This is a genomic window from Nonomuraea sp. NPDC052116 (genome assembly GCF_040680035.1).
Classification (GTDB): domain Bacteria; phylum Actinomycetota; class Actinomycetes; order Streptosporangiales; family Streptosporangiaceae; genus Nonomuraea; species Nonomuraea angiospora_A.
Genome location: NZ_JBFAWA010000006.1, coordinates 274,957 through 288,970, shown reverse-complemented (window position 1 = coordinate 288,970; position 14,014 = coordinate 274,957). Strand labels below are relative to the sequence as shown.

General features: G+C 66.7%; 13 protein-coding genes. 8 read left to right on the top strand and 5 right to left on the bottom strand.

What is annotated here, in order from left to right:
• Nucleotides 1-5: 5 nt before the first annotated feature.
• The 4 genes from AB0L65_RS13915 to AB0L65_RS13900 form a co-directional block, all read right to left on the bottom strand.
• Nucleotides 6-1,679, bottom strand: a complete 1,674-nt coding sequence (locus AB0L65_RS13915; RefSeq protein WP_364244459.1) for an ABC-three component system protein — start codon at nt 1,677-1,679, stop codon at nt 6-8.
• Nucleotides 1,669-1,920 carry an ABC-three component system middle component 6 gene (locus tag AB0L65_RS13910; protein WP_364244456.1) on the bottom strand — a complete coding sequence of 84 codons (252 nt, stop codon included), beginning with the start codon at nt 1,918-1,920 and terminating at the stop codon, nt 1,669-1,671. The genes AB0L65_RS13915 and AB0L65_RS13910 overlap by 11 nt, the downstream gene beginning before the upstream one ends.
• Entirely contained in the window at nt 1,904-2,836 is a 933-nt protein-coding gene (locus AB0L65_RS13905) for an ABC-three component system protein (RefSeq protein WP_364244453.1), read from the bottom strand. The genes AB0L65_RS13910 and AB0L65_RS13905 overlap by 17 nt, the downstream gene beginning before the upstream one ends.
• 586 nt (nt 2,837-3,422) lie before the next feature.
• Entirely contained in the window at nt 3,423-4,433 is a 1,011-nt protein-coding gene (locus AB0L65_RS13900) for a LacI family DNA-binding transcriptional regulator (RefSeq protein WP_364244451.1), read from the bottom strand.
• Between the two features lie 223 nt (nt 4,434-4,656).
• On the opposite strand from AB0L65_RS13900, the gene AB0L65_RS13895 reads away from it, so the two are divergent.
• From AB0L65_RS13895 to AB0L65_RS13865, 7 genes are all read left to right on the top strand, one after another.
• Nucleotides 4,657-5,943, top strand: a complete 1,287-nt coding sequence (locus AB0L65_RS13895) for an extracellular solute-binding protein (RefSeq protein ID WP_364244449.1) — start codon at nt 4,657-4,659, stop codon at nt 5,941-5,943.
• Nucleotides 5,940-6,899 (top strand): sugar ABC transporter permease, encoded by a 960-nt coding sequence (locus AB0L65_RS13890; protein ID WP_364244447.1) that lies wholly within the window; start codon nt 5,940-5,942, stop codon nt 6,897-6,899. The genes AB0L65_RS13895 and AB0L65_RS13890 overlap by 4 nt, the downstream gene beginning before the upstream one ends.
• A complete protein-coding gene (locus AB0L65_RS13885; RefSeq protein ID WP_364244444.1) occupies nt 6,896-7,738 on the top strand; it encodes a carbohydrate ABC transporter permease in 843 nt (280 codons plus the stop codon). The genes AB0L65_RS13890 and AB0L65_RS13885 overlap by 4 nt, the downstream gene beginning before the upstream one ends.
• Before the next feature lie 137 nt (nt 7,739-7,875).
• A complete protein-coding gene (gene efeU / locus AB0L65_RS13880; protein ID WP_364244441.1) occupies nt 7,876-8,709 on the top strand; it encodes an iron uptake transporter permease EfeU in 834 nt (277 codons plus the stop codon).
• Between the two features lie 11 nt (nt 8,710-8,720).
• On the top strand, nt 8,721-9,866 hold the full coding sequence (gene efeO / locus AB0L65_RS13875) for an iron uptake system protein EfeO (protein WP_364244438.1): 1,146 nt from the start codon (nt 8,721-8,723) through the stop codon (nt 9,864-9,866).
• Between the two features lie 15 nt (nt 9,867-9,881).
• A complete protein-coding gene (gene efeB / locus AB0L65_RS13870; RefSeq protein ID WP_364244435.1) occupies nt 9,882-11,135 on the top strand; it encodes an iron uptake transporter deferrochelatase/peroxidase subunit in 1,254 nt (417 codons plus the stop codon).
• Nucleotides 11,136-11,701: 566 nt separating this feature from the next.
• Nucleotides 11,702-12,934: an ATP-binding protein gene (locus tag AB0L65_RS13865; RefSeq protein WP_364244432.1), complete on the top strand. Its 1,233-nt coding sequence runs from the start codon at nt 11,702-11,704 to the stop codon at nt 12,932-12,934.
• Nucleotides 12,935-13,117: 183 nt separating this feature from the next.
• Here the strand turns inward: AB0L65_RS13865 and AB0L65_RS13860 are convergent, their stop codons facing one another.
• Nucleotides 13,118-13,252, bottom strand: coding sequence for a CGNR zinc finger domain-containing protein (locus AB0L65_RS13860; protein WP_364244812.1), 135 nt, complete (start codon nt 13,250-13,252; stop codon nt 13,118-13,120).
• A gap of 267 nt (nt 13,253-13,519) precedes the next feature.
• Here AB0L65_RS13860 and AB0L65_RS13855 point away from each other — a divergent pair, with 267 nt between their 5' ends.
• Complete coding sequence (locus AB0L65_RS13855) at nt 13,520-14,005, top strand: hypothetical protein (protein WP_364244429.1); 486 nt, start codon at nt 13,520-13,522, stop codon at nt 14,003-14,005.
• Nucleotides 14,006-14,014 lie beyond the last annotated feature (9 nt).

Below are 14,014 nucleotides of genomic sequence, written 5' to 3'. Positions count from 1 at the left end.
TCGGCCTACGTCTCGTCGGGCATCTCCATGCACAGGTGGTAGTCCAGATCCGGGCGCTCCCGGAGCACGGCGTCGAGCCGGTCGGCGTCGATGGTCGTCACGTACTGCATGCCCTCCTGCCGGCATACTTCCGAGGCGAGTCGCAGCGCGCCGGCGACCCTGTGGGCATCCGCATGATCGAAGAGATGGCCGTCGTGCACGAGGAAGTCCGGGCCGTGGCCTGCCCGCTTCGCCGTCACCGCCATGCAGAGGTCGAAGCAGAACAAGGTCATGCCGCGAACCTCATGGTCGGACTCCCCGCCGATGGTGGGGACGAACTTGTACCCGGACCGCTTGGCCTCGATGGTCAGCGCCGCCGGACGCTTGTCGCCGTAGAGCTGGTACGCGTACGAGGCGTAGCGCCGGGAGATGGTCGCAAGGTGATCGCGCCGATCGTGCAGGTCGGCGTTGACCTGCAGTTCGAGTTCGGCTGAGTGAAGCTGCAGATGCCGGCTGGTGTTCACCCACCGGTCGACGATGGCGCGGCGTTCGACCAGCTCGGCGATCCGGCCGTCGACGACGGAGAGCTCCCGCTGCAACTCGCTGTACGTCTCGAACGCGCCGCCCGCCGCCAGCAACCGCATCAGCTCGGCACGTTCGCGGTCAAGCGCGGCCAGCTTCTCGCGCTCCTGAGAGGTGTCCCGCACCAGCCGTACGCGCTCCGCCTCCAGATAGCGGCGCCGATTGGCCACGACCGATCGGTGGAAGGCCTCCACCTCCTCGAAGCGGCGGGTCACCAGGTCGGGAAGCACGACGTTGAGCTGCTCGAAGACCTGCTGGAGATAGGCGCGGTCGGAGAAGCCCCCCTCGTCCTCGGAGATCGCCTGCTCGATGTCCTTGACCTTGCGCTCGACGACCACCAGATGATCGTTGATCTCGCGGATCCGCCTGCTGAGCTCGTCGACCCGCTCCCGGTGCTGGGCATAGCGCTCCACCACGCGGAACTCGGCGATCTCACCGGCGAGCGCCTCGCGCTGGATCTGCAGGGTCCGGATGCGCGCGTCGAGGTCGTTGCCCCGGCCCAGGGTCATGCCCATGACCGTCTCTTTGGCGGCCTTGCGTAACTCGCGAAGGCTCCTGTCGGTCTCCCTCACCTCCCCCACTTTCGCCACCAGATCGACGTCCAACGCGAAGAGATAGGCGAGCGCCAGCCGCGTGTCGAGTCCGCGCTGCTTGCGATATGTCTCCGTCGGAGAGGCGAATCCGTCGACGCCGACGTCCCTGAGGTAATAGGCCGCCACCGTGCGGAAGGTCGGTTCGTTGCCCGAGCCGGTGAGCCCGAACAGCGCCTTGCCGAGGTAGGCGCGGAACTTCGGCATCCTCATGCTTGCCCCGTTCACCTGGGCCGTCAGCAGGTTCTGGACGCCGCGGACGATCGTCCGGGGCTGGCCGAAGAGATCGAGAGTGAGGCCGAACTCCGCCTCTGCCGAATCCGCGCGGCGCAGCGGGTTTCCGGCACGGACATCGGATCCCAGAAGGAAGTCCAGCACCCGTACGAAGTCCGTCTTGCCCATGACGCGCCCGCTCCCCTCGGCGGCGGCACCGGGCGTCTCACTCCTCTGGGCGATGACGACGTTCAAGCCGTCTCCGAAGCGCGCACCCTTGAACCCGGGCAGATGGCCCTTGAGCTCATACAGCACGGCTCTTCCTCACCAGCTCTCCGTCGCGCTGCTCGACGACATCGATCGTGTAGAGGACGTCGAGGGCCAATGAGAACCACCAGAACGGCAGCGCGGATCTCATGCCGCGCTCTGTCCTCCACTCTTGCAGCCGTTCCCAGACCGCGCTGACACTGCCAGGCCGTTCGAGCTGGACCAGTATCTGGGCGCCCACTGCCAGGAGGGCCTGGTCGGCCGGGATGGACTTAGAAGGAAGCAGCATGGCCTCGCGCCTCCGGAGCCTTGAAAATCTCGCAGTTCTCGAAGAAGTGAGTGACGACCATGAGCGCGGCGCTGCGCTGCTGGGTCGCGTCCGGAAAGCCCTCCTTGCCGAACGCCTCCGCGATGAGATCGTCGCAGAGCGCGTGAAAGACGGCGTCGGAGGATTCGTAGCGGGCACGGTGACCGGCGAAACGGGCCTGCAGGTTTTCGGACACCTGTGCCTGCTCCCCTGGAGAGGCGAACCTGAAGTAATAGCGTACATGGCCGGTGTGAATCTGAAAACGCTTGATCAACTCGGTCACCTCGGGGCCGAAACCATTGTGCTCGATCTTGCCGAAGGCGACCTCCGGCACCGGATCCAGACCGGGCTGCAGCCGAGTTCTGGCCAGGGATTCCACGCAGCGGGCAATGTACGACATCCCCGCCGGATGCTCGGACGGCGGATAACCGATGATCGTCGCAAGGTGTTCGCGCGGCAGGAACACGCAGTAATTCCACAGGACCTGGGGCGGCCACACCTCGATCCGCACGGAACCGCGCTGCCTCCGCCGCAACTCGATGACGGCCCGCGCCGCCATCTCGGGGAGCCCGTTCGCGTTGTTGTGCACGAAGGCCCACCTGTCCATGCTGTCACCCCAGTATTTCAGGGCTGTGGTGAAATCACTCTCGACCTTCTTCGTCACATATCTCTGATTCGGGTTCGTCGCCCCGTAGCAGGCCAGCATGAGCCCGCCCACCCAGCCGTCGCACCCCTTGTCACCCCGTCCGCCCGGATCGACCGCCACGAATTCACCGGGGTGCACCGAATGCATGAGATCGTTGACGAACGCCTGCCATTCGAAGCCGGTCTTCCTGGTCGACAAAGACATGAACTGGCTGTGGAACCAGGCCTTGTCCTGGTCACCGTATGCGTTCATGGTTCCCTCGAGGTAGCACAGTCCGGCGGCAATGCCCCACTATGCCGACTTTACTGTAACCGTTACCACTGTTGGTTTACCAGGCAGGGTGTCCTCGGTTAACCGTGCAATTCGCGTAGATGTCTAATAAATCAGACGCGCGACGCGTTATCACCGTCGGCCAAAAGAGTTCCGAACGATGTTCTCCTCCCGCCCCGGAATCAGCGATCGTCGCGGCCTGACACTCTCATGTCCGACTGGGCGAATGGATCAGCGCCGGTACTCGCACCTTGGCTTCGATCGTGCCACGTTCGCACAAATGCGCGCTGCTCTGGAGCTCTATCCGGACATTTCGGCCTTATAGAAGCTGAGATGCGCACCCGTTTCGATGGGTGGCGCACTGATCTTTCCCGAAACCAGCTCCTGTCGCACGCTGAGTTACTGGCTCTGGCCCGAACTTGGGGGTGTCTACTGGCGTCTCGCCTTTCAGGGGTATCAACCGACCCATGGGTGGGGCCTTTGGCGAGCGGGGTTCTGGGTGGGCTCCAGCAGGCCAGACCAGCAATCGGGTCACGGGTGGGCGAGCCTGGCCCACCTACCCGGATGCCTACTCGTGGCGGGCTGTGCTGTCTCGGACGATGAGTTCTGTTGCCAGTTCGACCCGCTTGGTCTCCGGGACCTCACCGCGGCCCATGGCCAGGACCGTGCGGGTGGCGAGGGCGGCCATCTCCTGCAGCGGCTGGCGTACCGTGGTCAGGGGTGGCCAGGCGGACTTGGACAGGGGCAGGTCGTCGAAGCCCACCACGCTCAGGTCCTCGGGGACGCGAAGGCCGCGCTGGCGGGCCGCCTCGAACACGCCGAAGGCCATCAGGTCGCTCCCGGCGAAGATCGCCGTCGGGGGCGCGTCCAGGGAGAGCAGCGCGTGGCCCTCGTCGTGGCCCGACTCCACCAGGAACGTGCCGCGGCGGATCAGCTCCGGCTCGATCGGCACCCCGGCCGTCTCCAGGGCCGCGCGGTAGCCGTCCACGCGGGCCTGGCTGCACAGCATGTCCGTGGGGCCGCTGATCATGCCGATGCGCCGGTGGCCGAGTTCGAGCAGGTGGCGGGTCGCGGCCAGGCCGCCGTTCCAGTTGGTGGCCCCGACCGAGACGACGCCGGGTGCGGGCTCGCCCTCCGGGTCGACCACCGCGAACGGGAGCGAGCGCGCGCTGAGCTGGGCCTGGATGCCGGTGGACAGGCGCGAGGCGACGATGACCACGCCGTCGGTACGGCGGGCGGCCAGGCGTTCGAGCCAGTCGCGGCCCGGTCCGGCATGGGTGTGCAGGACGGAGATGACCACGCTGGCCCCGGCCTCGTGGGCCGCGCCCTCCGCGCCGCGCACGATCTCCATGGCCCACGGCGACTCGATCTCGGCGAAGACCAGGTCGACCAGGCCGGCCGGGGTGTCGTCCTGGCTGATGCGCCGCTGGTAGCCGTGTTCCTGCAGGAGTCGTTCGACTCGATGGCGGGTCGCCGGAGCGACCTCTGGACGTCCGTTGATGACCTTGGACACCGTCGGAATGGAGACCCCTGCCTCTTCCGCGATCAGTGCGATCGTCACCCGCCGCTTCGCTGACACGTTCGGGAGTGTATCCGAAAGTTTCGGTTTGGGATCGCTCCCAATCGAGGTGTTGACGCTTTACGCAGCGTTTACCTACGATCCAGAAAGCGAAACTATCGGGGAGGTAACGAAACTTTCGCCCGGTGCGCCGCGCTATGCCCCATGAGTCACGCTGAGTCCCGCGTATCACGTGCAGGGGGTCCGTACGGCAGGCCGAGCCAGTCTGAGGGAAGGACCCCTGATGAAACGCAGTCTGGTGTTGATCGCGACCGCAGTGCTCATAACCGGCTGCGGGGGTGGGGGCGGTGGGGGCAGCAGCGCGGCCCCCCAGCAGGGCGGCTCGGCCGCCAAGGTCACTCTTGAATGGTGGCACCTGTCGACCGCGGAGCCGCTCAAGTCCCTCTGGGCGCAGCGGGCCAAGGACTTCGAGGCCAAGCATCCCAACGTCACCATCAAGGCGACCGTTCTGGAGAACGACGCGTACAAGGCCAAGCTGACCACGATCACGCAGTCCGGCAAGGCCCCCGACCTGTTCGCCACGTGGGGCGGCGGCGTGCTCAAGCAGCAGATCGACGCCGGGCTGGTCAAGGACATCTCCTCCGACGTCGCCGACGTCCTGCCCAGCTTCACGCCGGCCGCGCTGAGCGCGTACCAGATCGACGGCAAGACGTACGGGCTCCCGACCGACATCGGCCTGGTCGGCTTCTGGTACAACAAGAAACTCTTCGCCAAGGCCGGCATCACGCAGCCGCCCGCCACGTGGTCGGCGTTCCTCGAGGACGTCAAGAAGCTCAAGACGGCGGGCGTCACCCCGATCGCCCTGGCCGGCAAGGAGAAGTGGCCGGGCCACTACTACTGGGCCTACCTCGCGATGCGCATCGCCGGCCTCGACGCGCTCAAGCAGGCGGCCGTCGACCACGACTTCACCAAGCCCGACTTCGTGGCCGCCGGACAGCAGGTCAAGGCGCTGGCGGACCTGCAGCCGTTCCAGAAGGGCTTCCTCGGCGCGGGGTACGGCACCCCGGACGGCCAGGCGGCCACCGTGGCGAACGGCAAGGCCGCCATGGAGCTGATGGGCCAGTGGGCGCCCGCCGTACAGAAGGACGCCGGCAAGGGCCTCGGCGACGACCTGGGCTTCTTCCCCTTCCCCGCCGTCGAGGGCGGCAAGGGCTCGATCTCCGACGCGTTCGGCGGTGGCGGCGGCCTGGCCGTGGGCGCGGACGCCCCCGCGGAGGCCGTGCAGTTCGTGAAGTTCATGACCGAGATGGACAACCACTCCAAGGCCGTGGCGGCCGGCGGCGTGCTGCCGGTGCTCAAGGGCGAGGAGAGCGCGGTCACGGACCCCAACCTCAAGCAGGTGGCGACCGCGCTGGCCGCGGCCGGCGGCTACCAGCTCTACCTCGACCAGGCCTACCCGCCCGCCGTCGGCCAGCAGGTCAACGACAGCGTGGCCGAGCTCATCGCCGGTACGAAGACGCCGGAGGAAGTCGGCAAGGCCATCACCGAAGTGGCCAAGAGCGAAGGATGACGACCCTCGTCAAGGGGCCGGAGGCGGTCACGCGTCCGGCCCCCGCCCCTGCCGCCAGGCGGCGCGGCCGCTGGGTGACCATCGCCCTGTTCCTGCTGCCCGCCCTGGTCCTCTTCCTCCTGCTGGTCGTCGCACCCATCCTCGTGGCGTTCTACGCGAGCCTGTTCAGGTGGAACGGTTTCGGCGGCCTGCCGACCAACTTCATCGGGCTCGACAACTTCACCAGGCTCTTAGGCACCGAAATTTTCGGCCAGGACCTGTGGCACCTGCTGGTCCTCGTGCTGCTGTCGGTCTGCGTGCAGCTCCCGTTCTCGCTGGCCATCGCGATGCTGCTGAACCAGCGCATCCGCGGGCGGGCGCTGTACCGGGTGGTGTTCTTCGCGCCGTACGTGCTCTCCGAGGTCATCACCGGCGTGCTGTTCTCGATGATCCTCTCGCCCGAGTCGGGCATGGCGAACCAGGTCCTGTCGGTGTTCGGGCTCGACTCGGAGTGGCTGGCCGACCCCGACACCGTGATGCCGTCGCTCTTCCTGGTCATGACGTGGAAATATTTCGGCTTCCACATGATGATCTATCTCGCCGGACGGCAGGCCATCCCGAACGAGCTCATCGAGGCCGCCCAGATCGACGGGGCCACGAGCTGGAAGACGTTCCGGCACATCACGCTGCCGCTGCTCGGGCCGACGATCCGGATCAGCGTCTTCCTGTCCGTCATCTACACGATCCAGCTCTTCGACCTGGTGTGGATCCTCACCCAGGGCGGGCCGTCGCACTCGTCCGAGACGATGGCCGTCACGATGATGGACTGGGGCTTCAAGCGCTCCCAGGTCGGCTACGCCAGCGCGATCAGCGTCGTGATGTTCGCGCTCAGCCTCGTCTTCGCCCTCGTCTACCAGCGGTTCGTGCTGCGCCGCGACCTGGAGGGCGCGACCACCTCGATGGGAGAGCGCCGATGATCCATCGCAAGAAGTCCTCGCCGCGGCGCAACACCCTGCCGCTGCACCTGATCGCGTGGGTCGTCGGCCTGTTCATCATGATCCCGGTGCTGTACGCGCTGATCGGCGGCTTCAAGTCCACCAGCGAGCTGTCCACCAACCCGTTCGGCCTGCCCAGCACCTGGGCGACGGACAACTACACCGACGTGATCGGCTCCGGCTCGTTCTGGCTGCAGCTGTGGAACAGCACGTTCATCGCGGTCGTGACGACCGTGCTGACCGTCGGGGTGTCGGCGCTGGCGGGGTTCGTCTTCGCCAGGTTCGCCTTCCGCGGCAGGGAGCTGTTCTTCACGCTGTTCACGGCCGGACTGATGTTCCCGTTCGCGGTGGCCATCCTGCCGATCTTCGTGCTGCTGCGCACGTTCGGGCTGCTGGGCAACCCGCTCGGCGTGATCCTGACGCAGGCGGCCTTCGGGCTGCCGCTGACGATCATCATTCTGCGCGGCTTCTTCCGCGGCATCCCGGGCGAGATCGAGGAGGCGGCCATCATCGACGGCTGCAGCCCGTTCGGCTTCTTCTGGCGGATCCTGCTGCCGATGGCCAGGCCCGCCATCGCCACCGTCTCGGTGCTGGCCATCGTGGGGAGCTGGAACAACTTCATGCTGCCGCTCGTGGTCTTCAACGAGGAGTCGAGCTGGACGCTGCCGCTGGGCATCCAGCAGTTCCAGGGCCAGTACGCCTCCGACACCGCCCGCATCCTGGCCTATCTCGTCCTGGCCATGGTGCCCGCGCTCGGGTTCTACGCCGTCGCGGAACGTCACCTGGTCGGCGGTCTCACCGCGGGCGCGACGAAGGGGTGATCACCTTCCACCTGCGAACGTGACTCGCCGCACACTGTCGCTTCCAGCTCTTGCGCTAGGTATGCTTCGCCTGCCCTAATTTAGGTAAGCCTTTCCTCAGGGAATGCCAAGCAAAACCTCAGCAAACGGGAGTGACGGTGCTCGCCAGTTACCTCATCGGACTGCGCGAAGGTCTCGAGGCGGCACTCGTCGTCTCAGTCCTGGTCGCCTTCCTGGTCAAAAGTGACCGCAAGGACAAGCTCCCGCAAGTGTGGACGGGAGTCGGCGCGGCCGTCGCGCTGTCCGTGGGGTTCGGGGCACTGCTGACGTTCACCGCCGCCAATCTGGGACACACCGGGCAGGAGCTGTTCGACGCGATCACCTCGCTGCTCGCCGTCGTGTTCGTCACCTGGATGATCTTCTGGATGCGGCGGGCGGCCCGCGCGCTCTCCGGCGAGCTGCGGGGCAAGCTCTCCGAAGCGCTGGAGCTCGGCTCGATCGCGGTGGTCGTGATGGCGTTCCTCGCCGTCGCCCGCGAGGGGCTGGAGACGGCGATCCTGTTCTTCGCCTCCGTGCAGGGCGCCGTCACCACGCCGAAGCCGCTCATCGGCATCAGCCTGGGGCTGCTCACCTCCGTACTCATCGGCTGGGGCCTCTACCGCAGCGCCGTGAAGATCAACCTCACCAAGTTCTTCACCTGGACGGGACTGCTGCTGATCCTCGTGGCCGCGGGCATCTTCAAGTACGGCGTGCACGACCTGCAGGAGGCCAACATCCTGCCCGGCCTGAGCACGTACGCCTTCGACATCAGCGGCGTCATCCCCGCCGACTCCTGGTACGGCACCCTGCTGTCGGGCATGTTGAACATCACGCCCCAGCCCAGCGTCGCCGAGGTCATCGCCTGGGCCTGCTACCTCGTCCCCACCCTTTTCTTCTTCCTGCGCAACACGCGGGTGAAGTCCACGCCGTCGCCCGCTTCCTCCGCGGCCTGAACAGGAGCATCATGCGCACCCCCATCCGCCTGTCCTTCGGGGCGCTCGCCCTGGCGACGCTGGCCGCCTGCGGCTCGGGCAACACCCCCGCCGCCTCCCCCGCCTCCGGCTCCGCCCCCGCCAAACCGGGCAAGATCACCGTGGCGGCGTCCGACACGGAGTGCAAGGTCGGCGCGTCCGAGGTCGCGGCGGGCACCACGACGTTCACGATCACGAACGGCGGCACCAAGGTGACCGAGTTCTACGTGTTCGCCCCCGGTGACCGGGTCATGGCCGAGGTCGAGAACATCGTGCCCGGGCTGACCAGAGAGCTCATCGCCGAACTGCCGGCTGGCGCGTACGAGACCGCCTGCAAGCCCGGCATGGTCGGCAAGGGCATCCGCAACGCGTTCAAGGTGACCGGCGAGCACAAGGCGCTCACCGAGGACGCCAAGCTCGCCGACGCGGTCGCCAGCTACAAGCGCTACATCAAGTCGCAGAGCGACACGCTGCTGGTCAAAACGCAGGAGTTCGTGGACGCGGTCAAGGGCGGGAAGATCGACCAGGCCAAGGAGCTGTTCCCGGTCGCCCGTACGTACTGGGAGCGCATCGAGCCGGTGGCCGAGATCTTCGGCGACCTCGACCCGGCCATCGACGCCCGCGAGGCGGACCTGGCCGACGGCGAGGAGTGGACCGGCTTCCACAGGATCGAGAAGGACCTGTGGATCAAGAAGGACATCAGCAAGGACGGCCCCATCGCGGACAAGCTGATCGCCGACGTCAAGACGATCGTGGACAAGTCGAACGCCGCCGAGCTGACCCCCCTGAACCTGGCCAACGGCGCCAAGGAACTGCTCGACGAGGTCGCCACCGGCAAGATCACCGGCGAGGAGGACATCTGGTCGCACACCGACCTGTGGGACTTCGACGCCAACCTCGAAGGCTCCAAGGCGGCCGTGCAGTCGCTCAGGCCGGTGCTGGAGGATCGGGCTCCCGACCTGGTCAAGACGCTGGACGAGAAGTTCACGGCGGCCGAGGCGGCGCTGGACGCGCACCAGAAGGGCGACGGCTGGCAGCTGCACAACGAGCTGTCCAAGGCCGAGCTGAAGACCTTGTCGGACGCGATCAACGCGCTGGCCGAGCCGATCAGCAAGATCGCGCCGGTCATCACCAAGTAGCGGGAGGGGCCGGCAATGAGCCAGCGGGTGAGCCGCAGGGGACTGTTCGGGCTGGGAGCCGCGGGCGCCGCCGTGGTCGGGGCCGGGGTCGTGGCCGCGAACACACTCTTCGAGGAGCCGCCGGTCGCGCACGCCTCCTCGACCTCCGACCCGTTCCCCTTCTATGGCGAGTACCAGTCGGGCATCGTCACTCCGGCGCAGGACCGGCTGCACTTCGTGGCGTTCGACGTCACCACGGACAAGCGCGCCGAGCTGGTCGAGCTGCTGCAGGAGTGGACGGCGGCGGCCGCGCGGCTCACGCAGGGCAAGGAGGCGGGGTCGTACGGTGCGGTGGGCGGCGCGCCGGAGGCCGCGCCCGACGACACGGGCGAGGCGCTGGGGCTGCCCGCGTCGGGGCTGACGCTGACGATCGGGTTCGGGGCGTCGCTGTTCGACGAGCGCTTCGGGCTGAAGGACAAGCGGCCGGCCGCTCTCGCCGACCTGCCGAAATTTCCGGGAGAGCAGCTCATTCCGGAAATTTCCGGTGGGGACATCTGCGTGCAGGCGTGCGCCCACGACCCCCAGGTCGCCGTGCACGCCATCCGCAACCTGGCCAGGATCGGCTTCGGCAAGGTCTCCGTACGCTGGTCGCAGCTCGGCTTCGGCCGTACGTCGTCCACGTCCCGCTCCCAGACGACCCCCCGCAACCTGATGGGCTTCAAGGACGGCACCAACAACCTCAAGCTGGAGGACGCCGCCCTGCTCCGCGACCAGCTGTGGGCCGCCGCGCAGGACGGCAGCGACTGGATGGCGGGCGGCTCGTACATGGTGACCAGGAAGATCCGGATGGCGATCGAGACCTGGGACCGCACGTCGCTCGTGGAGCAGGAGCAGATCTTCGGCCGGGACAAGGGCGAGGGGGCTCCGCTGGGCAAGAAGGCCGAGTTCGACCTGGTGGACTTCGCGTCCAAGGGGGCCGACGGGCAGCCGCACATCAAGAACGACGCCCACGTACGGCTCGCCCACCCGACCTCCAACAGCAACGCGCACCTGCTGCGCCGCGGCTACAACTTCGTGGACGGCTCCGACGGCCTCGGCCGCCTGGACGCGGGCCTGTTCTTCATCGCCTACCAGCGCGACCCGCGCAAGCAGTTCGTACCGGTACAGATGAACCTGGCCAAGAACGACGCCCTCAACGAGTACATCAAACACGTCTCCAGCGGCGTGTTCGCCTGCCCACCCGGGGTCCGCGACGCCGGCGACTACTGGGGCCGCACCCTCTTCGGATAGCCAGCAGTAGGTTGCGCGGCAGCACCCACCCCTTGCCCAGTTACCGGCTTGGCCTGCTGGAGCCCACCCCGAGCGGTCCTCGCTGCCGCTCGGGCGCCTTCCCGGGGCGCGCCTGACGGCGCACAAGGTCTTCGCAAGGGGCGCTTCCAGTCGGGCCAAGCCCCGACCCCTGTAGGGCTTCGCTCCGCTCAGACGCCCTCGTCAAGGCGCAGGCTTCGCCTGCGCGTTCCGGTCGTCGAAGAGTGGCAGCGTCGGCCAATGCGGGTGTGAATAGCACGTCCGGCCCCTGAACTCCTGGACTGATCCGGAACCGACAACAGCGCCCCGACCCGCCTTTTTGAGCGCCGCAGTGGGCGGGTGACCTGAACACTTCGCTGGGACGCTCTTCGGCAAAGCGCCCACACAGGCATCGGCAGAACGCCCACGCATCTTGCGGCAGAACGTCCACGTAATGTCCGGCAGAACGCCCACACAGCTAGCGGCAAACTGCCCACACAACCGGTTGACCTCCGGTAATCTCCGTCAGTGTGACACAGCCAGCTCTGTTCTCTCGCCGCGCCCAAGCCATGACCCTGGAAGCACTGGCGGACACGCGGGTGGTCGTCGTCAACGGCGCTCGGCAAGTTGGAAAGAGCACGCTGGCGAGCTTGATCGCCAGCCAGGTGGACAACCCCCGCCAGCTCTACCTGGATGACCCTGCGATCCTGGCCGCAGCCGAAGAGGATCCCGTCGGCTTCGTCCGGCACGACGCACTTCTGCTGATCGATGAGATCCAGCGTGCCCCGCAACTACTCCTGCCGATCAAGCACGAGGTTGATCGGGATCCGCGAGCAGGCCGTTATCTCCTCACCGGTTCCGCACGCCTACTGGACCTACGCGATCTGCCAGACGCCCTGCCGGGCAGGACGGAGACCATCGAGTTGTGGCCACTGTCCCAGGGGGAGATCGACAGCGCTCCGGACGGCTTCGTGGATTACGTCTTCACACATGGCGCCGACGTTCCCATGCATCCCTGCTCGCTCCATAAGCCTGACTACGTCGACAGGGCGCTGCGCGGCGGCTACCCGGAGGCGGTCCGGCGGGACCCGGGACGCCGGCGCAACAGGTTCTTCGACTCCTACATAACCGATCTGATCACCAGAGACGTCCGCCAGATCTCCGACATCGAGCGTCCGGCAGAGATGCGCAGGCTTCTCAGCGTCATAGCGGCCCGGATGGGAGGACTGGCGGTGGTCCAGTCGATCGCCGGCGACGTGGGTCTTCCTCGGGTAACGCTCTCCCGCTATTTGGACCTCCTGGAACTGGTCTTCGTGATCAAGCGCATACCGGCCTGGTCGTCGAATCTCACTCGCCGCGCCATATCCACACCCAAGCTGCTCGTCACAGACAGCGGACTCGGCGGCCAGCTCATCGGCATGTCACCCGAACGCGCTAGAGACGTCACCGCCCCCCTTGGCCCACTGCTCGAGAATTTCGCGATCGGTGAGGTGGCACGTCAGCTCACCTGGGCCAACGAACCCGTCCAGCTGTTCCACTACCGAGACCGCGACAAAGTGGAGGTGGACATCGTCCTGGAGCACGCATCCGGCGAAGTGATCGGCATTGAGATCAAAGCCGCCGAAACCGTCCGAGGCGACGACTTCCGTGGACTGCGCCACCTGGCCGACCGGCTCGGAGCAAGATTTCGCGCTGGGTTCGTCCTCTATACCGGCGAACAGGTCCTGCCTTTCGGCGAGCGGCTGCGCGCACTCCCCATGGCATCCTTGTGGACGCTCGGCAACACGACCGAGAAGGAATAGCCGGGTCAGCGCGCCAAAGCACGTATTTCCCTGTACGGGGCGGGCGGATCTGGGGCCGAACCGGTGGCCCCAGATCTGTTGAGCACACCACGAGAGTCACAATCGCCTCCCGGCCTGCCGCCATTACTCGCCCTTCGTACGGACAGCCTCTGGTCCGTTGCTGGAGAAGGGCAGCCCTTGGGACTATCCGCTGGCGCAGCGGGTCGAGCAGAACTGGCGCTTGCCCGGGCGACTGTGGTCCACGAAAGCGTCCTTACAAGGGTCGGCTGTGCAGAGGCGCGGGTGTTCCCAGTCGCCCGTGGCGGCGAGGTCGAGCAACTCGGCGACGGATCGTACGGCGAGCTGTTCAGCCAGGTCGGGCACCATCCGGAGCGGTGAGCCGCTGGCGTGGTATTCCACCCGCGTCCTCCACCACCAGCGGTCCTCGTTGCCGCTCGGTCGCCTTCCTGGGGCGCGCCTGACGCGCACCATGATCTGCCTGAGTCGTTGGTGTGCGATCACCGCACCCACCTCGCAGAACGGCCCGACACCACCGCTCCGTTAATGGTTGTACGTCCCGGGAGCCGGCCTGGAACCATGACGGCCATGAAACGAGTCGTGATCCTGGGGCGTGGCGGTTCAGGAAAGTCGACCCTCGCAGCCCGCCTGGGCACAATCACCGGACTCCCCGTCATCGAGCTGGACAAGCACTTCTGGCGGCCAGATCTTGAAGCGACCCCTCCCGACCAGTGGGCTGCCATCCAGGGTGAACTCGTTCGGGCCGAGACTTGGATCATGGACGGCGACCTCGGTCCCTACGACGTCTTGGACGTCCGACTCCAAGCGGCGGACACCGTCATCCTGCTGGACTTCTCGTTCTGGCGCTGCGCCTGGCGAGCGATCCGACGCTCTCGGGAACGCGCCGACTTCTGGTTGTGGGTATGGGCCTACCGGCGCCGGAGCCGACCGCTTCTCCTCACGGCGATCGCGACTCACGCCGGTGATGCGAAGCTGCACGTGATCAGGAATCCGTACGCGCTGAGACGCTTCATAGCCCAGGTCACGGCCGATCAGGTCTCGGGCCGACCGTGAATACATCCA